This window comes from Vibrio sp. CyArs1 (assembly GCF_022432925.1).
GTDB lineage: Bacteria > Pseudomonadota > Gammaproteobacteria > Enterobacterales > Vibrionaceae > Vibrio > Vibrio mediterranei.
Genome location: NZ_JAKRBO010000004.1, coordinates 51854 through 77331 on the forward strand (window position 1 = coordinate 51854; position 25478 = coordinate 77331).

At 45.6% G+C, this 25478-nt stretch carries 19 protein-coding genes; 13 read left to right on the forward strand and 6 right to left on the reverse strand.

Going from position 1 to position 25478, the window contains the following annotated elements:
- Nucleotides 1-41 precede the first annotated feature (41 nt).
- The 6 genes from rlmD to MMA19_RS13610 all read left to right on the forward strand — a co-directional run bounded on the left by rlmD (nt 42) and on the right by MMA19_RS13610 (nt 9103).
- Nucleotides 42-1355 (forward strand): 23S rRNA (uracil(1939)-C(5))-methyltransferase RlmD, encoded by a 1314-nt coding sequence (gene rlmD / locus MMA19_RS13585; RefSeq protein ID WP_240206458.1) that lies wholly within the window; start codon nt 42-44, stop codon nt 1353-1355.
- Between the two features lie 69 nt (nt 1356-1424).
- Complete coding sequence (gene relA / locus MMA19_RS13590; RefSeq protein ID WP_107306343.1) at nt 1425-3647, forward strand: GTP diphosphokinase; 2223 nt, start codon at nt 1425-1427, stop codon at nt 3645-3647.
- A gap of 95 nt (nt 3648-3742) precedes the next feature.
- Complete coding sequence (gene mazG / locus MMA19_RS13595; protein WP_240206459.1) at nt 3743-4549, forward strand: nucleoside triphosphate pyrophosphohydrolase; 807 nt, start codon at nt 3743-3745, stop codon at nt 4547-4549.
- A gap of 162 nt (nt 4550-4711) precedes the next feature.
- Entirely contained in the window at nt 4712-6352 is a 1641-nt protein-coding gene (locus MMA19_RS13600) for a CTP synthase (RefSeq protein WP_038228988.1), read from the forward strand.
- A gap of 75 nt (nt 6353-6427) precedes the next feature.
- Complete coding sequence (eno, locus tag MMA19_RS13605) at nt 6428-7729, forward strand: phosphopyruvate hydratase (RefSeq protein ID WP_063605881.1); 1302 nt, start codon at nt 6428-6430, stop codon at nt 7727-7729.
- A 198-nt stretch (nt 7730-7927) separates the two neighbouring features.
- Nucleotides 7928-9103 (forward strand): Ldh family oxidoreductase, encoded by a 1176-nt coding sequence (locus MMA19_RS13610; RefSeq protein WP_006075619.1) that lies wholly within the window; start codon nt 7928-7930, stop codon nt 9101-9103.
- Between the two features lie 24 nt (nt 9104-9127).
- On the opposite strand, the gene MMA19_RS13615 is transcribed toward MMA19_RS13610, so the two are convergent.
- Nucleotides 9128-10180: an AraC family transcriptional regulator gene (locus MMA19_RS13615; protein ID WP_006075618.1), complete on the reverse strand. Its 1053-nt coding sequence runs from the start codon at nt 10178-10180 to the stop codon at nt 9128-9130.
- A 113-nt stretch (nt 10181-10293) separates the two neighbouring features.
- Here MMA19_RS13615 and MMA19_RS13620 point away from each other — a divergent pair, with 113 nt between their 5' ends.
- Nucleotides 10294-11433 (forward strand): arginase family protein, encoded by a 1140-nt coding sequence (locus MMA19_RS13620; protein ID WP_006075617.1) that lies wholly within the window; start codon nt 10294-10296, stop codon nt 11431-11433.
- Between the two features lie 88 nt (nt 11434-11521).
- Here the strand turns inward: MMA19_RS13620 and MMA19_RS13625 are convergent, their stop codons facing one another.
- The 3 genes from MMA19_RS13625 to MMA19_RS13635 all read right to left on the reverse strand — a co-directional run bounded on the left by MMA19_RS13625 (nt 11522) and on the right by MMA19_RS13635 (nt 15240).
- The gene (locus MMA19_RS13625; protein WP_240206460.1) at nt 11522-12661 is read right to left on the reverse strand and encodes a glycerate kinase; all 1140 of its coding nucleotides are present in this window, start codon (nt 12659-12661) and stop codon (nt 11522-11524) included.
- Between the two features lie 9 nt (nt 12662-12670).
- The gene (locus MMA19_RS13630) at nt 12671-13936 is read right to left on the reverse strand and encodes a GntP family permease (RefSeq protein ID WP_031495021.1); all 1266 of its coding nucleotides are present in this window, start codon (nt 13934-13936) and stop codon (nt 12671-12673) included.
- A gap of 161 nt (nt 13937-14097) precedes the next feature.
- On the reverse strand, nt 14098-15240 hold the full coding sequence (locus MMA19_RS13635) for a sugar diacid recognition domain-containing protein (protein WP_240206461.1): 1143 nt from the start codon (nt 15238-15240) through the stop codon (nt 14098-14100).
- 93 nt (nt 15241-15333) lie between these two features.
- Between MMA19_RS13635 and MMA19_RS13640 the strand changes: the two genes are divergently transcribed.
- From MMA19_RS13640 to MMA19_RS13665, 6 genes are all read left to right on the forward strand, one after another.
- On the forward strand, nt 15334-15705 hold the full coding sequence (locus MMA19_RS13640; protein WP_240206462.1) for a YacL family protein: 372 nt from the start codon (nt 15334-15336) through the stop codon (nt 15703-15705).
- A 207-nt stretch (nt 15706-15912) separates the two neighbouring features.
- Entirely contained in the window at nt 15913-16251 is a 339-nt protein-coding gene (locus tag MMA19_RS13645; protein WP_038229080.1) for a P-II family nitrogen regulator, read from the forward strand.
- 18 nt (nt 16252-16269) lie between these two features.
- Nucleotides 16270-17499: an ammonium transporter gene (locus MMA19_RS13650; protein WP_038229081.1), complete on the forward strand. Its 1230-nt coding sequence runs from the start codon at nt 16270-16272 to the stop codon at nt 17497-17499.
- 136 nt (nt 17500-17635) lie between these two features.
- The gene (locus MMA19_RS13655) at nt 17636-18646 is read left to right on the forward strand and encodes a Fe(3+) ABC transporter substrate-binding protein (protein WP_240206463.1); all 1011 of its coding nucleotides are present in this window, start codon (nt 17636-17638) and stop codon (nt 18644-18646) included.
- A gap of 83 nt (nt 18647-18729) precedes the next feature.
- Entirely contained in the window at nt 18730-20355 is a 1626-nt protein-coding gene (locus MMA19_RS13660) for an iron ABC transporter permease (protein ID WP_124940596.1), read from the forward strand.
- Nucleotides 20355-21386 (forward strand): ABC transporter ATP-binding protein, encoded by a 1032-nt coding sequence (locus tag MMA19_RS13665; protein ID WP_240206464.1) that lies wholly within the window; start codon nt 20355-20357, stop codon nt 21384-21386. The genes MMA19_RS13660 and MMA19_RS13665 overlap by 1 nt, the downstream gene beginning before the upstream one ends.
- 209 nt (nt 21387-21595) lie before the next feature.
- Here MMA19_RS13665 and MMA19_RS13670 read toward each other — a convergent pair whose 3' ends face one another.
- Together MMA19_RS13670 and MMA19_RS13675 are read right to left on the reverse strand one after the other, a co-directional pair.
- Entirely contained in the window at nt 21596-23008 is a 1413-nt protein-coding gene (locus MMA19_RS13670; protein ID WP_240206465.1) for a phosphoglucomutase/phosphomannomutase family protein, read from the reverse strand.
- Between the two features lie 60 nt (nt 23009-23068).
- A complete protein-coding gene (locus MMA19_RS13675; protein WP_240206466.1) occupies nt 23069-25474 on the reverse strand; it encodes a N,N'-diacetylchitobiose phosphorylase in 2406 nt (801 codons plus the stop codon).
- Nucleotides 25475-25478 lie beyond the last annotated feature (4 nt).

Here is a 25478-nt window from a genome sequence, read left to right on the forward strand (position 1 = left end):
TATCGAAGCAGCGCGTTACGCTCTGCTCACTGGGTACAGTAATGGCACGTTTTTTTAAACCAACAAAGAAAACTTCATTCTCAAAAAAGCACCAAGAGGTGAACATTGAACGCATGGACCATCATGGTGCAGGTATTGGTTACTTAAATAACAAACCGGTATTTGTTGAAGGCGCGCTCACAGATGAGAAGGTGTTGGTGCAGTTAACGGAAAGCAAAGCAAAGTTTGCTAAGGCTACCTTGATCAAAGTACTAGAAGCTTCTGAGCAACGCGTGAAGCCATTTTGTCCTCATTACCATGAGTGTGGCGGCTGCAATCAGCAGCATGTAGAACGTCAGCAGCAGCTTGAAAACAAACAAGTAGCTTTATCACAATTGATGAATAAGTTAGCAGGCCAATCTGTGCCGTTAGCTCCCTCTATCACTGGAGAAGGCCTTGGTTATCGCCGTCGTGCTCGTTTGAGTATTCACCTCGATAAGCAGCGCAACTTAGTCATGGGGTTTCGCCGTAAGCAGAGCAATCACATTGTTGAGATTGACCACTGTCCGGTATTGAATGCGCAATTAAACGCATTGATACCGCCATTACGAGACATTTTCGCAGGCTTTAAACAGCAACAGTCACTTGGCCACCTTGAATTGGTCATGGGTGATAATGGACCTGTGGTTGTTGTTAGGCACATCAAACCTTTGACTAATCACGATCAAAAACGCTTGGTCGATTTTGCTGACAGTCAGGCACTCACGCTTTACCTGATGCCAGAGTCAGGGCAGTTACAACTAATAACGGGTGAACAGCCTTATTATTCGGAAGTAGGGGTTGAATTACCCTTCCTGCCGACACACTTTATTCAAGTGAACCGCGAGATAAATAGCAAAATGGTCGCTCAAGCACTGGAGTGGCTAGCGCCTGAATCCAGTGACAATGTACTCGACCTTTTTTGCGGCTTGGGTAACTTCACTTTACCTTTGGCGAAACTATGTCAACGTGTCGTAGGTGTTGAAGGTATTCAAGATATGGTGGATTGGGCGCAGCAAAATGCCGCGCTTAATCACCTAACGAATGTTGAATTTTATCAAGCAAATCTCGAGCAAGATCTCTCTGAGATGTCATGGGCAAAACAACAGTTTGATAAAATCCTGCTTGACCCTGCCAGAGCAGGCGCAAGCGGCGTGATAGATCAAGTTTCTGCACTAGGAGCAACGCGAGTGCTTTATGTTTCTTGCAATCCTGCTACCCTTGCCAGAGATACTCAAAGCTTGATTGAGCAGGGCTATAAGTTGGTTCGATTGGGTATGATGGATATGTTCCCTCACACCAGTCATCTAGAATCCATGGCGCTGTTTGAGAAGTAGCTGAATTAAAATGAGAACAAGCTAACTGGGATAGGTTAGTTAACCAATAAAACTAGGAAGAAAAAAGAAATGGTTGCGGTAAGAAGCGCGCATTTGAACCCTAACGAACAGTTCGAGCTAGACAAATGGATTGCTTCTCTAAAGCAAGACAAGAACACCTCGAAAAGGCTTAAAGAAGTTTACCGTCAGTGCGAAGATATTGTCGCTGGCAGTGAACAGGGGTCCTTGTTGTTGTGGCGCGGCAGAGAGATGATTGAGATCCTCATTACCCTTTCGATGGATAAAGCCACGCTGGTGGCTGCTCAGTTGTACCCTGTTGTTTCTAGTGGCATCTACGATAGAGAGCAGCTAGAAGAAAACTATGGCAAAGAAACCATTAAGCTGATTGATGGCGTCGAAGAGATGGCGGCTATTGGTCAACTTAACGTGACGCTAGAAGGCTCAGAGGCGTCGGGTCAAGTCGATAATGTCCGCAGAATGTTGCTGGCGATGGTGGATGATTTCCGTTGTGTGGTCATCAAGCTGGCTGAGCGTATTTGTAACCTTCGTGAAGTCAAAGATGAGTCTGACGAAGTTCGCCGAGCCGCCGCTAAAGAATGCGCCAACATATATGCTCCTCTTGCCAACCGTTTAGGGATTGGTCAGCTAAAATGGGAAATCGAAGATTACGCTTTCCGTTATCAGCAACCAGATACTTATAAACAGATTGCTAAACAACTGTCTGAGCGCCGCATTGTTCGTGAGCAATATATCAAAGACTTTGTGGATGATTTGACGGCTGAAATGAAGGTGTCGAACATCCTTGCTGAAGTCAGTGGTCGCCCTAAGCATATCTACAGCATTTGGCGAAAAATGCAGAAGAAAAGCCTCGATTTTGATGAGCTTTTTGACGTGCGCGCTGTACGTATCATCGCTGAGCGATTGCAAGATTGTTATGCAGCACTCGGGGTTGTTCACACCAAATACAAGCACCTTCCTAGTGAATTTGATGACTATGTGGCGAACCCTAAGCCCAATGGTTATCAGTCTATTCATACCGTTATTCTTGGTCCTGAAGGTAAAACGATAGAGATCCAAATCCGAACTAAGCAAATGCATGAGGATTCGGAGCTAGGTGTTGCTGCACACTGGAAATATAAAGAAGGTGGTAGTGGCGGCCGTAGCGGATACGACGAGAAAATTACCTGGTTGCGTAAGCTACTGGATTGGCAGGAAGAGATGTCAGACTCTGGCGAAATGCTGGATGAGCTTCGTAGCCAAGTATTTGATGACCGTGTGTATGCCTTTACGCCTCGTGGTGATGTGGTTGATTTGCCTATGGGGGCAACACCACTGGATTTTGCTTACCACATTCACTCCGAAGTGGGACACCGCTGTATCGGTGCCAAAGTGGCAGGTCGCATTGTTCCATTTACTCATAAGCTATCTATGGGTGATCAGGTTGAGATCATTACTGCCAAAGAGCCAAACCCGTCTCGTGACTGGTTAAACCCATCGCTTGGCTTTGTTCACTCTGGTCGTGCGCGCGCCAAAATTAACGCTTGGTTTAGAAAGCAAAGTCGTGAGAAGAACTTAGAAGCTGGCCGTGAAATTCTTGAAGATGAATTAGCCAAAATCGGTGCAACGATCAAAGACGCTGAACAATATGCCTTGAAGCGTTTTAACGTTAACACTCCAGATGAGCTGTATGTTGGTATTGGTAGTGGTGATTTACGAATAAACCAAATCATTAATCACATCAACGCATTGGTTAATAAGCCAACGGCCGAAGAAGAAGATCAACAAGCGCTTGAGAAACTTCAAGAGTCAGAAGGCAAAGCGCCAGCTCAAAGCCGACCGCATAAAGACGCAGTTGTCGTGGAAGGTGTCGATAACTTGATGACGCATTTGGCACGCTGCTGTCAGCCAATTCCGGGCGATCAAATCAAAGGTTATATTACTCAAGGTCGTGGTATTTCGGTTCACCGAGCTGATTGTGAGCAGCTAGAAGAACTCAGCCATCACGCACCAGAGCGTATTATTGATACCGTTTGGGGTAGTGGCTTTGTTGGCTCTTATATTTTGACTATTCGCGTTGAAGCTATGGAACGTGGCGGATTACTAAAAGACATCACCACACTGCTTACTAACGAAAAGATCAAAGTGACTACTATGAAGAGTCGCAGTGATTACAAGCGTCAGTTATCGATTATGGATTTTGATCTAGAGCTGACGAATATCGAAGTGTTGTCACGCGTGACTAAGCGTATTGAACAAATTAAAGACGTCATGAGTGTGAAGCGCTTGGGTTAAGCAAGACTCAAGTGAGCGTTATACTGACGTAATCACATCATGTTGAACAATAATAAAAGGTTGGTTTTCCAACCTTTTTGTTTAGGAATCTAACTATGTCTCAACCCATTGAACAACTTCTCACTATTATGGCTCAGCTTCGAGATGAGCAGCATGGCTGTCCATGGGATCGCAAACAGACCTTCGAAACCATCGTACCGCACACCATCGAAGAAACGTTTGAAGTGGTCGACGCTATTCATAACCAAGACTGGCAAAATCTAAAAGAAGAGCTGGGCGATCTGTTGTTTCAAGTGATTTTCTATAGCCAGATGGCAAAAGAGCAAGGGTTATTTGACTTCAACGAGGTTGTTGAGGGATTGAATGACAAGCTCACTAGACGTCATCCGCACGTTTTTTCTGATGTGGAATTTGCAGATGAAGCCGCTATCAATGCCAATTGGGAAGCTGAGAAAAAGAAGGAAAAGGCTGAGGTAGGCAAAAACGAAGAAAGTATTCTAGACTCAATACCACAATCGTTACCTGCACTTTCAAAGGCCAATAAAATCCAGAAACGTTGCGCTAAATATGGCTTTGATTGGTATGCGTTAGGACCTGTCGTTGACAAGGTTCAGGAAGAAGTTGAAGAGGTGGTTCAGGAGGCGATTCAGGTTGATGTTGATGAAGAGAAGCTGGAAGAAGAGGTCGGAGATCTTTTGTTTGCCGTAGTGAATCTTTCTCGACATTTGAAAAAAGATCCTGAGGTTGCGCTGAGAAAAGCGAACAATAAATTTTCTCGTCGCTTTAAAGGTGTTGAGGCAAGGGCTGGCGAAGATGGTAAATCCCTTACAGACTTTAGCCTTCAAGAGCTTGACCAGTTTTGGAATGACGTAAAAAAACAAGAAAAGTCCTCGGATTTGTGAACCGCTTCTCATTGGTGTAAGTTTCTACAATTGATTTGAAGCAAAAAATAAAAATTTTGAATGTGATAAGTTTCACGTTGTGGCGGTAAAGGGCTTCTGGTATATTTGCATCCCGTCCAGAAGAAATCCATTTTCCCTCATTCAACCAACTTCAGGTTAAACATGACGACAAATTATATTTTTGTTACTGGCGGGGTAGTATCCTCTCTAGGTAAAGGTATTGCAGCAGCATCTCTTGCAGCAATTTTAGAAGCACGTGGTCTTAAAGTGACCATGATGAAGCTTGACCCTTACATCAACGTTGACCCGGGCACAATGAGCCCAACTCAGCACGGTGAAGTGTTCGTCACGGAAGATGGCGCTGAAACTGACCTTGACCTTGGTCACTACGAGCGTTTCATCCGTACCAAGATGACAAAACGCAACAACTTCACTGCTGGTCGTGTTTACGCTGATGTTCTTCGCAAAGAGCGTCGTGGTGACTACCTAGGTGCAACTATTCAGGTAATCCCTCACATTACTAATGCTATTAAAGATCGCGTGATCGCTGGCTCTGAAGGCCACGATGTCGCTATCGTTGAAGTTGGTGGTACAGTAGGTGATATCGAATCACTACCGTTTATGGAAGCCATTCGTCAGTTAGCCGTTGAGCTTGGTCGTGAGCGTGCAATGTTTATGCACCTAACTTTGGTTCCTTACCTAGCAGCAGCTGGTGAAGTGAAAACCAAGCCGACTCAGCACTCTGTAAAAGAGCTACTGTCTATCGGTATCCAACCAGACATTCTTGTTTGCCGTAGTGATCGTATGATCCCTGCAAACGAGCGTAAGAAGATTGCGCTTTTCTGTAACGTTCAAGAAAAAGCGGTAATCTCAATGAAGGACGTAGATTCTATCTACAAGATCCCTCAACTAATTAAAGCGCAAGGTCTAGACGACCTAGTATGTTCACGCTTTGGTATCTCTGCTCCAGAAGCTGATCTTTCTGAGTGGGAGCAGGTAATTTACGAAGAAGCTAACCCAACGGCTGAAGTAGTTATCGGTATGGTAGGTAAATACATCGAACTACCAGATGCTTATAAGTCTGTAAACGAAGCGCTAAAACATGCAGGCCTTAAAAACCGCCTGAGTGTGAAGATTAAGTACGTTGATTCACAAGACGTGGAAACAAAAGGCGAAGAAGCGCTAGCAGGTCTAGACGCAATCCTTGTACCTGGTGGCTTCGGTGACCGTGGCGTTGAAGGTAAGATCCTTGCTGCAAAATACGCTCGTGAAAACAAAGTACCTTATCTAGGCATCTGTCTAGGTATGCAAGTGGCACTTATCGAATACGCGCGTAACGTTGCGGGTATGGAAGGTGCACATTCAACAGAATTTAACAAAGAGACTAAATACCCTGTGGTAGGCTTGATCACAGAGTGGGTAGATGGTGAAGGTAAAGTTGAAGAACGTACCGAAACGTCTGATCTTGGCGGTACAATGCGCCTTGGTTCTCAGCTATGTCACCTAGAAAAAGGGACAAAAGCGTACGAACTATATGGCAACGCGAAGATCCATGAGCGTCACCGTCACCGTTACGAAGTGAACAACGTACTTCGTCCACAAATTGAAAAAGCAGGTCTTAAAGTTTCTGGTCTGTCAGCAGACAAGAAACTGGTTGAAGTGATTGAGAACCCAGCTCACCCATGGTTTGTAGCTGCGCAGTTCCACCCAGAGTTCACTTCAACGCCTCGCGATGGTCACCCGTTATTTACAGGCTTTGTGAAAGCGGCGGGCGAATTCCAGCGCGGTACTGAAGAAAAGTAAAAGGATACGGGCGGTTGCGAAGGTTGTGCGGCTGCCCTTAATTTTGACATTTATATTCAATGAGAGGAAACATTAATGTCTAAGATCGTTAAAGTTCTAGGTCGTGAAATCATCGACTCACGTGGTAACCCAACTGTAGAAGCTGAAGTACACCTAGAAGGCGGTTTCGTAGGTATGGCGGCAGCTCCATCTGGCGCATCTACTGGTTCTCGTGAAGCTCTTGAGCTACGTGACGGTGACAAAGCACGTTTCCTAGGTAAAGGTGTTCTTAAAGCTGTTGAAGCTGTTAACGGTGCAATCGCTGAAGCTCTAGTTGGTAAAGACGCTAAAGCTCAAGCTGAGATCGACCAAGTGATGATCGACCTTGACGGTACTGAAAACAAGTCTAAGTTCGGCGCGAACGCTATCCTAGCAGTTTCTCTAGCAAACGCTAAAGCAGCAGCTGCTGCTAAAGGCATGCCTCTATTTGAGCACATCGCTGAGCTTAACGGCACTGCTGGCGTATTCTCTATGCCTCTTCCAATGATGAACATCATCAACGGTGGTGAGCACGCAGACAACAACGTTGACATCCAAGAGTTCATGATCCAACCAGTTGGTGCTAAGACTCTTAAAGAAGGTCTACGTATCGGTGCGGAAGTATTCCACAACCTAGCTAAAGTTCTTAAGTCTAAAGGCTACAGCACTGCAGTTGGTGACGAAGGTGGTTTCGCTCCTAACCTTAAGTCTAACGCTGAAGCTCTAGAAGTTATCGCAGAAGCTGTTGCAGCTGCTGGTTACGAACTAGGCAAAGACGTTACTCTAGCTATGGACTGTGCAGCATCTGAGTTCTTCGACAAAGAAGCTGGCATCTACAACATGAAAGGCGAAGGTAAGACTTTCTCTTCTGAAGAGTTCAACCACTACCTAGCTGAGCTAGCTAACCAATTCCCAATCGTTTCTATCGAAGACGGTCTAGACGAGTCTGACTGGGATGGCTTCAAGCACCAAACTGAACTACTAGGTGACAAGCTTCAACTAGTAGGTGACGATCTATTCGTTACTAACACTAAGATCCTTGCTGAAGGTATCGAGAAAGGCGTAGCTAACTCTATCCTTATCAAGTTCAACCAAATCGGTTCTCTAACTGAGACTCTAGCTGCTATCAAGATGGCTAAAGACGCAGGTTACACAGCTGTAATCTCTCACCGTTCTGGCGAAACTGAAGATGCAACTATCGCTGATCTAGCGGTAGGTACTGCTGCAGGTCAAATCAAAACTGGTTCTATGAGCCGTTCTGACCGTGTTGCTAAGTACAACCAGCTAATTCGTATCGAAGAAGCTCTAGGTGAAAAAGCACCTTACAACGGTCTTAAAGAAGTTAAAGGTCAAGCTTAATCGCTGATTTTTAAATAGCTTTTGTAAAGCCGCTCTTTATAGAGCGGCTTTTTTTATGCCTGAATATTATTGAATAGGACATCCAACGGGGTAACGAAGGAGTAACAGTATCCAGTATGTTACTTATGAAATAACTCAGATGCGCTAAAGTGATTACAGTTCAATAAAACGTATCCCTACTTACTAGAGGAAAAGATCATGGCTAAAGTGACCAGCCCTACTACTACGTTTAATAACGAGTATTTTTCATTCATTGTTTCTGAGTCATGGAAACACATCGGTGCTGACCAAACTCACGCTGATATCCTTGCTCACAACCTATTGGTTGGTGGCCTACAAGGTAAACTTCACCAAGGTCTTGGCGTTATCGAAGCAGTAACGATTCCATACGAAGCAGGCATCCTAGATCCTACATCGACGCCAGAGCTAGAGTCTGAAGGTGATACTTGGGCAGTATACAACGGTAAGAAATCTTCTGGTCACTACGTTTGTACGCTAATGGCTCAAACGGCTATCGAGAAAGCACGCAAACACGGTATCTCAATCGTATTTGGTTACGACCACTGTGACGGCGGTAACTTCTCTAACTACACACAGATGGCAATGAAAGAAGGCATGTTTGCGATGTCTTCAAACAACTCTGTACCTCTTAATGCACCATTCGGTGGTATGGATCCAGCAATGTCTTGCCCTCCGTTCGATGCAGCTCTAGTTGGTGGTGAAGAACTACCTCTAGTCACATCTATCATGATCGGTGAAGGCTACGACTCTCACATCTGTGACGCTATCGTAAACGACCGCGACCTACACGTTGCTGCGCTTGTTGACCAAGACACTGGTGAGCTAACAGCTGACGCTCGTAAGTGGGGCTCACTAATCGAAGGTTACGGCCGTGTAGCTGACTGTAAAGCACCGTGGACATTCCTAACACCACGCCTTTACTCTCTAAACATCTGGAATGAAGTGATGACGGCAATCATCAACCCGAAAGGTAAGATTGCTCCTGAGCTTCCAGCAGTGCCAAGTGACTTCTTCACGATGGAAGATGCACCATGTCCAGTAGGCGGTTCTTACATTCTAGTCATCGACCCAAGCCACTTTGGCCCAATCGAAGAAGTGAAACGTAAGAGCGACATGTTCGTGAAAGCGATTAAAGAAAACCGTCCTCGTGCTGGCTTCAACGAAGTTTACATTCCAGATGAATGGGGCTTAAAAGCACTCTCTACGGCAACCGATGAGCACCAAGTTATGGACGCTCACTGGGTTGGTTTCAAAGACTTCCTAAAACGCTCTGGCACTTCTATCGAAGAGTTGAACGCGAAATGGGAAGCGAAAGTTGGCGCTGAACGCGCAGCTGAAACTATCCGCAAATAATTTTAAAATCAGACGCACTTGATTTTATGCCCAGTCTCCCTCGGACTGGGCTTTTTTCGTTTCTAGCTTGAATTGTGAAGGCGAAACCTGATGATAAGCTTTGAACGCGCGAATAAACGGTGGTGCCGAGTGATAGTCGAGGAGGTTGGCAATATCAGATAACGATAATGAAGTCTTCAGTAAATACTCATTGGCCATTTGCATTCGAACGTCGAGCACGAGTTGTTTGTAAGTTTTACCTTCATCATGAAGTCGTCGTCGTAAGGTTCTTGCGGTGAAGCCTAAATCTTCAGCCATTTGTTCCATGGTGGGCACTCCGGAAGAGAGAAGAGCGTACAGGCGCATTCTTATCTGATCGCAACTGGTGCTGGCTCGTGATTGCTGGTTCATCTCCGCACTGTGCTTCGCTGCGATATTGGCGACTAAGGATTCATTCGCAGAGATGGGCATATCGATCCACTCAATGGGGAGCCTAATTTGATTACTCGCTGCGTTGAAGGTCGGCATGATACCTAAATACTGGTGATAGAGGTGTTTATAACTTGGCGCGGCATAACTAAGGGAAATCGAGACTTTATCTTTATCAAATTGCTCTCCCAAGAGCTTTTTTATTCCAAGGTAGTAATGACCAATGCTGTCTTCGATAGTGTAGGGCTGCGGCGTCCAAAATGCGGAACGATCTTCGGCAGTGATATAGGCATATTCTCGGTCGTAGGCAATACGAATATCCACGTAGTCACTGGTCATCCAGGGTATATGAATGATCGTTTCTAATAGTTGCTTAAGTGTCTTACAGCCTAGCATGGCAAAGCCCAAAGCTCCGGTGTCTTCAATGGTAAGCCTACTTGCGATGCGTAATCCGATACCGTCGATGTTCAACTGTTCCATGGACAATTTCATTAACGTCAGCACTTGTTGAGTCGTCATCAATTCATAATGACCATAGCTAATACGTCTGATTTTAGCGCGGCGAAGAAACGGATCGATAGCCAGTGGCTGTTTCGCCAAATCTCTGAGTAATGATTCCCAGTGGCCAACAATGGCTTGCAAAAACTGCTGCTGATGTAGTGAGCTCATGTTGTTGTCCTGAAATGTAATCTCATTGGCCGGAAATGTAATTATAGTAAGCGAGGTGAGTGGATACAATACAGACATCGCTGAAAAGCAGACAAAACAATGAGGACAACAATATGTTCAAGCCAAAACGTGTAGAAATTTCAAAAGAGAAACTCGAACTTTACCAAGATATCTATTGGAATAAGTCGGATGCAGACTTTTATATCAATGAAGACATCGCTCCAATGCAGCAGCGTATGGCGGAACAAGGTGTAGAAGCATTCAGCTTACTGGGTAAAGAGCATGTTGGTGCATTTGGAGCACCGTATGTGAACAGCTTTGAAAACGCGGACATTGTTATGTATGGCTTGACCATGGATAAGTGTTCTCCAAACGCTGGTGGTCATAAATTTGGTCCTGGTGCGATTCGTGACGCTTCTAAAACTGGTATGGGCCTTATTCACCAAGATGGCACGATGCCATTTGAACTATGTAACATCATCGATTACGGAAACTGGGATGGCCTTGGTCAGTTCAACTTAGATGAAGAAATGCGCAATGCGCAGAAAGTGGTTGATGACATGGTGATCAACCACGGCTGTACTCCATTCTTCTTTGGTGGCGACCATACCGTTGCTTACCCAGGGCCTGCGGCACTTGCGAAAGTGCACGGTCCTGTTTCACTTATTCATATTGATGGTCACTTTGACCTACTCACACGTGCTGACTTTGATTACGAGTCATATTCAGGTAACTGGTATTGCCGCTTAGCATCAGAAGGCGCTATCGACCCAACGACCAGTGTCAGTATGGGTATGCGCGGTCGCTGGTGTGCATCTCAACAAGGCAAAGCGAAGGCGATTGGCGGTAACTTCTACTTGGCTGATGAAATTTACGATTTAGGCGTGGATTACATCGTAGAACAGATCCTTGAGAAACAAGGTGATGGTCGTCCGGTGTACCTAACCTTTGACTTAGATGGTCTAGATCTTCTTGATCACAGTGCAAACTCAAGCCCAGATCCATTTGGTGTTTCTGCTCGCATGTATTACGACATCTTCCGTAAACTTCGCGCGACTAAGCGCATTAACTTAGTGGGCGCTGATATTGCCGAGTTTGCGCCTCAGAAAAACTCTGACGAGAAAGATGCGCTGCTTACTGCTGCATTCGGTTGGGAGCTTCTAGTATGGCTAGCTGAATGTCGCCACATCCGCGAAGGTAAGAAAAACCCAACAGAATGGCCAATGAGCTTCGGTCGTAACATCGAGTTCTAACAGCATTTTTTGCGCTTAACGTGACGGTAAGTATGATAATAAAAAATGCCCACTCAATTGAGTGGGCATTTTGTGTTTCTAAAGCGGATTATTTGCTGAAGTTCATCGCCATTGCCGCTGCAATATTACGAGAGGTCATTTCAACGTTGAACGCCGCTTCTTTTAAGGCGGTTGGTAGGTCAGTCGCACCTAGTACTACGCTGTACGCCGCATCAATACCGTGTTCGTGAACCACTGCGCAGTCTTTTGCTGTGCTACCTGCAATGGCTATCACAGGAATGTCGTATTGCTTCGCAGTACGTGCCACACCAATAGGCGTCTTACCATGAATGGTTTGGCTGTCAATTCGGCCTTCACCGGTAATCACAAGGTCTGCATCTTTTACCACTTCGCTTAGGTTCACCGCATCCATCACAATTTGGATACCTGGACGTAGTGATGCATCAAACAAACCAAGTAGCGCTGCTCCGAGGCCACCAGCAGCACCGGCGCCTGCGGTATCAATGACGTCACGACCGTTAGTAGCTTTGATGACATTGGCATAATGCGCTAGGTTGCTATCGAGGGTTGCCACGATCTCTGGTGTTGCGCCTTTTTGTGGACCAAACACGTGCGAGGCGCCTTTAGGACCACACAGAGGATTATCAACGTCGCACGCGACTTCCAAGCGGATGTCTTTCAGGCGAGCATCAAGGCCTGATAGGTCAATGCTGGCCAGCTTATCGAGTTCTCCACCGCCAAAGCCAAGTTCATTACCTCGTTGGTCCAGCAATTTAGCACCAAGAGCCTGCGCCATACCTATGCCGCCATCATTGGTAGCGCTGCCGCCAATACCAACAATAATGTGCTTCACACCGCGCTCTAGCGCCGCTTTGATTAATTCGCCAGTTCCATAAGTTGTGGTAACAAGCGGGTTGCGTAGCTCAGGTTCAACCAGATGTAGGCCTGATGCCGCAGCCATTTCAATAATAGCTGTAGAACCATCCCCCATAAGGCCGTAGAAGCCTTCAACTTGCTGACCTAAGGGGCCAGTAATTTGGCAAGTAACAATCGAGCCTTCAGTAGCATCAACCAATGATTGAACCGTACCTTCACCACCGTCCGCCATTGGAAGTTTGATATATTCAGCATCGGCAAAGATTTTCTTAAAACCGGTTTCGATCGCTTCGGCAACTTCCATGGCCGTTAAGCTTTCTTTGTATGAATCTGGAGCAATAATAATTTTCATAATAGGACCTTATACAAATAGACCGAACACACCAAAGATCATTACAGAGACAAAGGCGATCACTAGACCAACCGCAGACTCGTAAGGAATGAGTTTGAGACGCTCGCGAATATCCATATGCACAGCGCCACCAGTGGCGTGGAAGAAACTACCGTGTGGCATGTGATCCAATACGGTAGCACCTGAGTGAATCATGGCTGCACCGGCTAATGCTGGAACGCCAAGCTCAAGAATTGTGGAACTAAACACACTAGACGCAACGGCGGTACCGGCTGTAGTAGAAGCGGTAGCAAGCGCCATCATTGCACCTGAAATTGGTGCCAATAGATAAGAAGGAAGGCCTGATGCAGTTAGGGAATCGATAAGCACATCTTTCAGACCAGAGTTAGCAATAATGCCAGCTAAGGTACCGGTACCTAATAACATAACTGCGACAGGTGCCATACGTGATAGACCGGAAACGGCAAAGTGGTTAGTGTCAGCAAAACGACCCATGACGACGGCACCAAGTAAACCACCTAATGGAAGCGCGATAAGTGGGTCTACGTTAATACCAGCAATTGGGCGAAGAGAAAGTAGAGCGATCGCTACAAGTGGAGCAACAATCGATGCGCCAAATGACGGTAGTCTAGAGTGATCAACAGCAACCACTTCGCTTTCTGCTACTTTAGAGCCTTTGTTGACGAGCTTTTTCGCGAGGAAGTAAGCGAAGATCATGCCGCAAAGTCCTGGAATCACACCTGCAGCCATCACCGAAGTTAGTGGAACGTTGAAAGCGTCAGCTGCTGCAATTGAGTTTGGGTTAGGTGACATGACGTTACCGGCTTTACCGCCGCCAACCATAGCAAGCAAAATTGCTGTTTTAGAGATGTCCGCGCGGCGAGCAATGGCAAGAGCAATTGGAGAAACGGTAATAACTGCAACATCGACGAATACGCCAACGGCAGTCAGAATCATGGTGGCGATAGCCAGAGCAAGAAGGGCGCGAGTCTCACCGACTTTCTTAACGATGGTCTCTGCGATAGAGGTTGCCGCCCCTGATTCAATTAGAACGCCAGCAAGAACACCAGCAGCAAGAATACGCAATACAGCAGTAACAATGCCTTGTGCACCGCCAATCATTAGAGCAACCGTATCGGTTAATGACACGCCACCTACAACACCGCCGATCAGGGCACCGATGATCATGCCATAAGCTGGTGGAACTTTTTTGAGAATAAGGGCAATGGCAACAACAAGAGCTGCGAGTGCGCCTAAGGTAGAGACTTCAATCATGGTTTAGTTTTCCGCTAATTTAATAATTTTTTTATTGGGTGTTTGCACCCTTTATGAGCGGAAGATTAGCTATTCAGGCGAGGATTTTCTTTATGCGAATTGACGAATTTATCATTGTGGGTAATAGATAATTTGTGCAAATGCACAAATTAACGTAATGTTTACAAACATTTTAACGCAAGATAAAGCTGGATTTTGTCATCTAAATTATTGATATCTAAATTTGTTTCTTGTTGTATTTTGTCTAGGCGGTATCGCAAAGTGTTACGATGAATATGGAGGGATTCACAAGTTTGAGCCAGATCGCAATTTTGAGCAAAAAAGGTGCTCAGGGTTTTCAATAGGACCTTTTTGCTGTCGGCTGCCATTAATTTCTCGATGGGTGCTTTAAGCTGAGTAGCTCGCCATGGGTCTTGTTTGATACTGCTGACCAGTACCGAAAGTTTGCGATCTTGATAGAACATGACAGCATCATCATTACTGGTACTACTCTCTATCGTTGCTTTGGCCGTTTCATATGAGCGCGCAAGGCCGATTAGACCCGGAAAATAATCACCAATCGCCATTTGAATCGAAAAGTCACACTCATTGTCGATGCGTTTTACCAGTTTAGCGACTCGCTTCTGCTCTTCTTTACGATTCCAAGTGTGATTAACAATAGTCACGGGCTTAAGAACCACGATCTCATTCATAGAAACTGAAGCAATACCGACTATATTGTCGCGCTCCGGGTGTTCCAATAGATGAACCAGTTTTTGTAAGTGTTCTAGTGTGACTGGTTCGCCTGCGCGTGGAATTACTTTAATAACAGTGGCGACTCTTGGCTGGGAAAGATCGAGGTCCAGCCTTTGGGCAATGGAGAGCAACTGGCCATCATTCAAGCTCGAGCCTTCGATAAGTTGTAGCAGCAGCTCTTCCCTATGACGTTTATTCCACTGGACCTGAGACATTAATGCCGCTTGTTCGACGATCAGCTCAGCCGTCATTTTAACCAGTTCACCGTAGCTTCTTACCTCTTCCGGTGTCCCAGAAATACCCACTACGCCAATAACATGTTCGCTGTAAATAATAGGGAGGTTAATACCAGTTTTTACGCCAGAAAGAGTGGAGGCAACAGAGTCATTGATCTCAATCGTGCGGTTATCACGAATGGCCAACAGTGCACCTTCGTGTGTTTGATGCAGTCGACTAGGATCGCTTGAGCCAATGATCACGCCATTTTCATCCATAACGTTAATGGAGTAGGCAATGATCTTTTTTGCACGATCAACAATTTGCTTAGCAATGAGAGAGTTAAGTTGCATGGTATTGGCTCTTCTAAGGAATTGTTGTTGAGTATACCTGATTGCTAGTGATTCTGAGGTATAATCGGCGCGAGTTTACAGAGAGAAAAAGTGATGGAATTCGAGTTTATTAAAAACAGTTTCACTGGTGAATATCTGGTGAAGTGCGAAATGGGTCAAGAAGTGATCGCTAGATTACTTCAAGAAGCAGTTAGTACCGACGACCGCACCATCATGGAAATAAAAGCACTGCTATCGAAAGCGTCACAATTTTCTGGTAATGAACACAAGTGGCAGGGCAAAGAGATTTCTTTGAGTATTCTCGAGTCTGAAGTCCATGTGTATGAAAATACGTTAGCTTTTGAGACGTTAACAGAGTCCGAAGAAGAGTTTTCACTGTATGAAAGTGAAAGCTACAGTGAGTGCGGTTTGGAGGATTTCTTGTCTGTTATCGAGCAGTGGGAGCGCTTTATACATAATCGCTAAGTGGATAATACGGTTATTTTGCACATTCTTAGTGCTAATAACATTTAACGCATTATTTTTGTGAATACCTTGCACCAATAAAGTGCAAGGTATTTTCATTTTTATAACATACAAACCTCGAATCCTTATATTTCAATAGGTTAAAAAGTTGGCACGCACCTTGATTGCTGTTCTAAGCAACAGGGATAAAAAGGCGAAGGGGATGCCATGAAACTTATTAACGCAATCATTAAACCATTCAAGCTGGATGATGTAAGAGAAGCACTTGCAGATGTAGGCATTGAAGGGATGACAGTTTCTGAGGTCAAAGGATTTGGTCGTCAGAAAGGTCACACAGAATTATATCGCGGTGCAGAGTATCAAGTGGACTTTCTACCGAAAGTGAAGCTGGAAATTGCAACGCACGCAGACAACGTAGACCGAGTTATAGAAGCTATCACTAATGCGGCTCAAACTGGCAAGATTGGCGACGGAAAAATATTTGTGTACGACCTAGCCCAAGCAGTACGCATTCGTACGGGCGAAATGGATGCTGAAGCACTTTAAGGGATTGGAGAACATATTATGGAATTAGCAACAACAGTCAGCGAACTGCGTTATGCGCTAGACACTTTTTACTTTCTTATTTCAGGCGCGCTCGTAATGTGGATGGCGGCAGGCTTTGCCATGTTAGAGGCTGGCCTAGTTCGCTCAAAAAACACCACTGAAATCTTAACCAAAAACTTCTGTTTGTACGCTATCGCATGTACTTGTTATCTCATCGTGGGTTACAACATTATGTATGTGGACAATGGCGAAGGCGGCTGGCTTCCATCGTTTGGTGCGCTAATCGGCACTCAAGGTGAAGGTGCAGACCACTCTCTAGAGTCGGACTTCTTCTTCCAAGTTGTTTTCGTAGCAACAGCAATGTCAGTGGTATCCGGTGCGGTTGCTGAGCGTATGAAGCTTTGGTCTTTCCTTATCTTCTCTGTCGTACTAACGGCATTTATTTATCCTATGGAAGGTTATTGGACTTGGGGTGGTGGTTTCCTATCAGAAGCAGGCTTTAGTGACTTTGCTGGCTCAGGTATCGTTCATATGGCGGGTGCAGCGGCTGCATTAGCTGGTGTCCTGTTGCTAGGTGCTCGTAAAGGCAAGTACGGCAAGAATGGTGAAATCTACCCAATTCCAGGTTCAAATATGCCTTTAGCTACTCTAGGTACGTTTATCCTATGGTTAGGCTGGTTCGGCTTCAACGGTGGCTCTCAATTAATGGTTTCAGATTTTGAGAACGCGACAGCAGTAGGTCAAATCTTCCTTAACACTAACGCAGCAGCAGCAGCGGGTGCTATTGCAGCAATGCTAGTGTGCAAAACAACGTGGGGTAAAGCTGACTTAACTATGATTCTCAATGGTGCGTTAGCGGGTCTTGTTGCTATCACTGCTGATCCTCTATCTCCTTCACCTGTATACTCAGTAGCTATTGGTGCAGTAGGCGGTGCGCTAGTCGTATTCAGCATCATTGGCCTAGACAAGCTTAAGATTGATGATCCAGTTGGTGCTATCTCTGTTCACGGTGTGTGTGGTTTCTTCGGCCTAATGGTAGTGCCACTGAGCAACGGCGATGCAACGTTTGGTGCTCAGCTTTTAGGCGCAGCAGTTATCTTCGGTTGGGTGTTCGCGGCAAGTCTTGCTGTCTGGGCAGTGCTGAAAGCGACAATCGGTATTCGTGTAACAGAAGAAGAAGAATTAGAGGGTATGGACATGCACGATTGTGGTGTAGGTGCTTATCCGGAGTTTGTTAGTGTTAAGTAATGTTTTGTTACAAACTTAATCAAAACCTGCCTTTTATGGCAGGTTTTTTTATATCAGATCATTGTTTTCAGAATTAATATGAATATAATAACGCAACTGATAAACGTTCTCATTATGAATTAAAGGAACTAAAACGATGAAAAAACTGCTAACTCTTTCAGCAATTGCAGCTAGCTTTGCAGTACCAGCGATGGCCGCTGAAGAAGTCAACGTTTACTCTTACCGCCAACCTTTCCTTGTTGAGCCTATGTTTAACGAGTTCACTAAAGAAACGGGCATTAAAGTAAACGTAAAGTTTGCTAAGAAAGGTCTGGCAGAAAAACTTCAGCAAGAGGGCGAATACAGCCCGGCTGACGTAGTGTTAACAACAGATATTAGCCGTCTAGCGGAATTGACTGACAAGGATGTAGTTCAAGCGGTAGATAGTGACGTAATCAACGCTAACGTTCCTGCTCAATATCGCGATAAAGAGAATGAGTGGTTTGCATTAACACTGCGTACTCGTAACGTATACTCTTCTCGTGACCGCGTAGGCAAACTAGGTAATGATTTTGATTATATCGACCTAGCAAACGCTGAGTACAAAGGCAAAATCTGTACTCGTAGCGGTAAGCACCCTTACAACGTATCTCTTGTGTCTTCTATGATTGCTCACCACGGTGAAGCGGAGACAAAAGAGTGGCTAGAAGGCGTAAAAGCTAACCTAGCCCGCAAACCACAAGGCAATGACCGCGCTCAAGTGAAAGCGATCAGCGAAGGCCTGTGTGACGTATCTCTAGGTAACAGCTACTACCTAGGTAAGATGGTTAATGACAAAGAGCAAAAAGCTTGGGCTGATGCGGTATACATTAACTTCCCGAACCAAAACACAACGGGTACTCACGTAAATATCAGTGGTATGGCGATGGCGAAATACTCGCCAAACAAAGACAACGCATTGAAGCTAATGGAGTTCTTAACAGGCGACAAAGCTCAGCAAATGTATGCAGAAGTTAACTATGAGTACCCGGTAAAAGAAGGCGTTAAGCGCTCTGAGCTTGTGGCGTCATGGGGTGATTTCAAAGCCGATAAAATCTCGCTTGATGAGATTGCTGAATATCACAGTGCTGCAATCAAATTGTTAGACGAAGTTAAGTTCGACCTATAATCGATAGAAAGGGGGTATAATACCCCCTTTGTTATTCTGGTTAAGAACTTCCGACTTCGTGTCGCCTGCTGTATGTTTAGGCAATGAAAGAAAAAAATGATGTTTGGAAAACCAGTAGTGGAGTACTTACTCTGCTACTGGTTTTGCCTATTTTAGCGATCTTCTATACTGCACTTGGTGAATCAAGTGATCTCTTCTCGCACCTTCTTGCGACGGTGATGCCCACCTACATCTTAAATACGGTCAAATTGGTCGCTGGTGTCTTGGTTCTCTCTTTGTTTCTGGGGGTTCCTAGTGCATGGTTGATGGCTATGTGCAAACTGCCAAGTGAAAAAGTGTTGCAGTGGGCCTTGGTGCTACCACTAGCCATGCCGGGGTATATCATTGGCTACATCTTTACTGATTGGTTTGACTTTGCTGGTCCCATCCAAATTTGGTTACGAGATGTATTTAGCTGGCAAGCAGGGGACTACTGGTTTCCTGATATTCGCACCGTTGGAGGTGCTACAGTTGTCTTGTCGCTAGTGCTGTACCCTTATGTCTATCTGCTGTGCCGTGCGGCATTTATGGAGCAGAACGTCTCACTGTTGCAATCGGCACGTTTGTTAAAGTGTTCTCCGTTGGCAAGCTTTTGGCGCATTTCATTACCACTCGCTAGACCATCTATCGCCGTTGGTTTGTCATTGGTGGCGATGGAGACCATAGGCGATTTTGGTACCGTGAGCTATTTTGCCGTGAGTACTTTAACCACGGCGGTCTACGACACTTGGTTGGGGTATTCTAATTTAAGTGCTGCTGCGAAGATCTCGGCCATGATGATGGTGGTGATCGTGTTGTTACTCGGCGCCGAGCGCTATAGTCGACGTAAGCAAAAGCTATTTCAAAGCCAATACAACAGTCACGAAGACTTTCGCTATGAGCTATCGGGCTGGAAAAAATGGTTAGCGCTGTTCTGGTGTTGGGGCCTAGTGTCGATTGCATTTATCTTGCCGCTTGGTCAGTTGATGATTTACGCCTACAAGTATTTTGCACAAAGCTGGACCGAAGAATTTCAGACCTATGCCATGAACAGTCTCAAAGTGTCATTGATGGCAGCGATTATTGGTGTCTTTGTTGCTATCGTCGTGAACTTCTATCGTAGGCTTTCACCAAATAGAAAAAGTGTGGTCTTTATGCGCGCTTCTTCGCTTGGCTATGCCGTACCGGGAACCGTCTTGGCAATTGGGGTTATGGTCACCGTGTTATTTATGGATCACAGCGTCAACGATTTTGCTAAATGGATGGATTGGCAACGCCCTGGATTGATTTTCTCTGGTTCCATGTTTGCACTTGTTTTTGCAATGGTGGTGCGCTTTTCTGCCGTTGCTATCGGTAGTATTGAAACCAGCTTAAGTAAGGTATCGCCGTCTCTTGATATGGCTTCACGCACTATGGGATGTAAGAAGAACCAAATGCTGCTTCGAGTGCATTTACCGCTTATTAAACGGGGCGTGTTGATCGCTGGTTTATTGGTGTTTATCGAATCCATGAAAGAACTAAATGCAGCCCTGTTATTGCGTCCTTTCAATTTCGAGACTCTGGCTACTTACGTGTACAACTTTGCTTCTGACGAGCACTTAGAACTTGCCGCGATGCCAGCGGTATTGTTAGTGTTGGTCGGCCTACTACCTCTTATTATTGTTAACCGTTCACTGGAGCAAAACCACTAATGACTACGGCTTTGTCTATCAAAAACCTATCTTGCCAATATGATGGTCAGACGATTTTAGAGTCCTTATCGCTTCAGGTTGAACAAGGTGAAATTGTTTGCTTGTTGGGCGCGAGTGGTTGCGGAAAGACCACGCTACTCAAAGCGGTGGCAGGCTTATTGCCTCTTTCTCAAGGTGTGATGACGCTTGGTGAGCGCGTGATCGACAATGGTGAGACATGGCTAGCGCCAGAGCAGCGTAATATCGGTATGATCTTTCAAGATTATGCGCTATTTCCTCACTTAACCGTAGCTCAAAATGTAGCGTTTGGTCTAAAGGGAATGGCTAAGCAAGAACAAGACGCGATTGTCGAGGAGATGCTGAGTTTGGTTCATTTGGATCAGTTTAGCGATCGTTATCCTCATCAGCTATCGGGCGGACAACAGCAGCGTGTCGCCATTGCTCGTAGTTTAGCTTATAAACCCGATCTACTTCTGCTTGATGAACCATTTTCTAATATCGATACACAAGTACGACATGAGCTGATTCGAGAGATCCGCAAGATTTTCAAAAAGCAGGGTGTAACAGCCATCTTTGTGACTCACAGTCGAGAAGAAGCGTTTGCGTTTGCCGATAAAATGGCGGTGATGAACCAAGGTGTGATTGAGCAGTACGGTACAGCATCAGAGCTGTATTTCTGTCCATCGAGCAAGTTCGTTGCTGACTTTTTAGGTGGCGGAAGCTATCTAGCCGCAACGTACTTGTCAGGCTCTACATTTAATACGGCCATTGGTCAGATAGAAGCATCGTCATGCACCTTGATTGATCAGGGAGCAAAATGCCAGTTGCTTGTTCGACCGCAGCACGTTCAGTTAAGCGCCTCAGATAGCAGCTCGATCGCTATTCTTGAGCAGCACTTCATGGGTGATCATTGTCGCTATGTGGTAGAAATTGAGGGCACTAAGGTATTGGGTACTTCGATGGAAGCCTTGGATGTCGGCCAGAACGTGGCTGTGAGCGTAGAGTCACAAGGTATTGTGGCTTTTGCCTAATTACTCAAGTGTAGTTCATTTGCTCTGCTCAAATACGCACGAAAGGTCACTCTCTTGCAATAAAGTGGCATCCCCAATGACTAGGTACAAAAAAGCCCGGCGACAGTCACCGGGCAAAATGTTCTTCACCTATAGGAAGCTTCTCACTATTTACTTGGATTGAAAGGTGACTCAACCCACTATACGGTAAGAAGACGCGGACGCAGAGACTATAAAGACAAGAAGTCTTTCATCTGCTGAAGAACATATTCTGCTTGCGATTTATCTTCCATCTCACAAAAAATACGCAATAGTGGCTCGGTACCAGAAAAGCGAGCAATGACCCAACCACCGTTTTTGAAGTAAACTTTTGCTCCATCGGAGTAGCTGACTTTCTCTACCTCATAATCGAACTCAGGCAGAGACTTTTCGACATAAATCTTATGGTAAAGGCTGTCCTTTTGAGCCGGCTTGAAGGTGCAATCACCTTCTGCCGTGTAGGCATAACCGTATTTGCTATAGATCTCATCAAGTAGTTCAGAGAGCTTTTTGTTGGTGACACTAAGCATCTCCACCAATAAGCTAGAAGCAAACACGCCATCCTTACCTTTGATATGGCCACGAATGGTTAAACCGCCGGAGCTTTCACCGCCGATTAATGAGTCGTCTGCCTCCATTTGGGCACTGATGTGCTTAAAGCCTACGGGAACCTCAAAGCTCTTTTCACCATAACTCTGTGCGATTATATCGAGTAAGTGGGTTGTGGCGATGTTACGCACTACTGAGCCTTTCCAACCTTTGTATTCAAGAAGGTAGTAATAAAGCAGCATTAAGACTTCATTAGGGTGAATAAAATTACCTTTTTCATCAATAATCCCTAAGCGATCAGCGTCGCCATCAGTACCAATACCAATATCGTACCCTTCTGCTGCCACCAAGTGTTTCAGGCGATATAGGGTTGCAGCACTAGGGGATGGCATAAGCCCACCGAAATCAGGGTTCTTCCCATCGTTAATCACATCGACATCACAGCGACCATTAATCAGTACAGTTTGTAGTGCATTTTTGGCTACGCCAAACATAGGGTCGATCAACACGCGTAGATTAGCTTTTTTAATGGATTCAATATCAATAAGCTCAATGATTGAATCGACAAACTCGTTCATTGGGTTTATTTCGATGATCTGTTGTTTGTCCACGGCGTGCTCGAAGTCGATAGATTTGACCTCCGTAGTAGTTAAGGTCGCGATTTGAGACTCTATCTTTTCAGTAATCACTTCATCGGCATCGCGACCACCTTCAATAAATACTTTAATGCCGTTGTAATCAGCAGGGTTGTGAGATGCGGTGATGCAAGCCGAGTAAGCGCAGTTCATGCTCTTGGCTTTAAACATAACGATAGGCGTTGGCACAAACTTATTGATAAAGTGCACTGGGATTTGGTTCGCGGCTAGCACTTCGGCAAACCAGCGGCCCGCTTTGTCCGATAAAAAACGTCGGTCATAGCCGATGATAAATCCTCGTTCTGCGACGTTTTCATCATTGATGATGTTAGCCAGCGCTTGCGCTACCAGTTTGACGTTATCACGAGTGAACTCTTCACCAATAAAAGCGCGCCACCCGCCTGTTCCAAATTTGATCATACATTGCTCCTTGAGAAGAGCCCCGCAGGGCTCATTATTATGGTCAACTCAGGCTTTTGATTAGCCGAGAACAACGTTGACTTGGTTTACACTACCCGCAGGTTGTGCAGGAATAGCACCTTCAATATCGTCACCGTTTAAGGTGATACTTGTGACGCCTTTGCTGACATGGTTGGGGTTGGTAACTTTGATATGGTAAGTTGCGCCTTGCCATTCTCGAGTGACGTCAAACTCAGGCCAGCTTGTTGGAATGCATGGGTCAACGATAAGGCCGTCAAAGCTTAAGCGAACCCCAAGGATGTAATTAGTCGCGGCAAAGTAAGCCCATCCTGAGGTACCGGTTAACCATGGATGATTGGCGCGGCCATGATCCTGATGGTCACGTCCCATAATAAACTGCACATAGGAGTACGGTTCGGTAACTCGAGTTTCAATCATGTCATTCTGGTTATACGGATTTAGAGCGTCATAGAACTTCATCGCTTGATCACCGCGTCCTAACTTAGCTTCGGCGACCCAAGCCCATGGATTAGGGTGAGAGAATATTGCCCCGTTCTCTTTTACTCCTTGGTAAACCCGAGTAACGAAGCCAATATCGTCGTTCGGAGTGGCGAAAGATGGTGCGTTGAGATGTAAGCCATAATCGGAGTAGAGATATTCATCGACCGCGTCCATGGCTTTCTTACCACGTTCTTCGGATACAGCACCCGAAACTACCGCCCAAGTGTTTGATTCTAAATGAACCTTGCCTTCGGTCTGTTCGTTGGTTCCGACTTTATCGCCATTTTTGGTAATACCACGGATGTACCAACCACCATCCTTATCCCAAAGGTGAGTCTCGCAGGCATCTTGAACTTTTTTCGCCATCTGCCCATAGTGCGCCACATCGTCAAGTTGCCCCAATTTACGAGCTAAGTCGACAAACTCTTGCAGCGCCCAGTAGTGAAGGAATGCCACCATGGAGGATTCTCCTCCGCCTAAGTTGAGGCAGTCGTTCCAATCGGCACGCAGACCTTTTGCAATACCAGTAGCACCAACATGTTTGTCTGTGAAATCAAGCGCTGCCTTCATATGCTCATACACAGTGGCATCACCACCATCTGCGTAAGGTATGACGTCATTGAAGAAGTCCATTTCACCAGTTTCCATCACATAGCGGCAGATAGTTGGTACCAACCATAGGTGGTCATCAGAACAGGTATCTGCGATACCGTGGATCTTATCTTCATCACTAGGTGTTGGTACTACCGTCGGTGATTTAGAAGGTTTAACGTCCGCTTTTTCTGGATCGAACCAATCAGGATCGAACAGGTGCAAGCCATAGCCAGCCTTAACTTGGCCACGAAGCAGATCGACAATGCGTTTTTTAGTCATTTCAGGAGCAGAATGAGGGACGGCCATAGCGTCTTGGGCTGTATCTCGGTACCCCAAGCCAGTGCGACCTCCCACCTCGATAAATGAAGCAAAGCGAGACCAAACCACACAGGTTTCAGCTTGGTACAGAGTCCAAGTATTCAACATGGTATCTAAGCCTTCATTCGGAGAGCTGACTTGGAATTTCGCGCAGCGTGTCTCCCAGTGAGCCTTGATGGCCTCAAAGGCACTATCCACTTCAGATAGGTTTTGATATTTATCGCGAAGTCTGGCCCCGTTGCCCTTGCCAATACCTAGAATGTAAGCGAAACGAACCTCTTCTCCTGGCTGAATAGTGAATTGTTTATGCAGGGAACCGCAATGGTTATAACAGGTTTGCGTATGATTCGAACAACGTCCTAGTTCAACGGCAATAGGGTTCGATTCATCTCGGTAAGCACCAAGGAAATTATCTCTTTGACCATCGTAGCTATCGGGTTCAAAGGTTGATGCTAGATAGTAGAAGCCTTCAAAATCGTTGGTGTTGTAGAACAAGTCATACTCAATCACACCATCGTTATAATCGGTGCCTGCTGAGTAAAGTGACATCTGGTGGTTTTGGTTATCAGAGGCGATATGACTGAATGAGAACTCAACAAAAGAAAAGGCACTGATAGTGCGAGGCTTATTACTGGTATTACGAATGACAACATCCCAAATCTCAGCATCTTCACCCTTAGGAACAAACAAGGTTTTGGTTGCCTCTATTCCCGCATAGTCACATTTAAATTTCGAGTAAGAAAGACCGTGACGAACCTCATATTGAGCCTCGTCGAGACTCTTTGCTACAGGCTGCCAAGAGATAGACCAGTAGTCTCCGGTTTCATCATCGCGTAGGTACACATAGTGCCCTGGGCGGTCAAAGCTGGCATTGGGTCTGAATTTGGTGACTCGATTGTATTCCGGTGAGTTGTAGAACGAGTAGCCACCGGCATTATGAGAAATCACAGTACAGAATTTTTCAGTACCAAGGTAATTGGTCCATGGCGCAGGAGCATCGGGACGAGTGATGACGTATTCACGATTCTCGTTGTCAAAGTAGCCGTATTGCATGTCT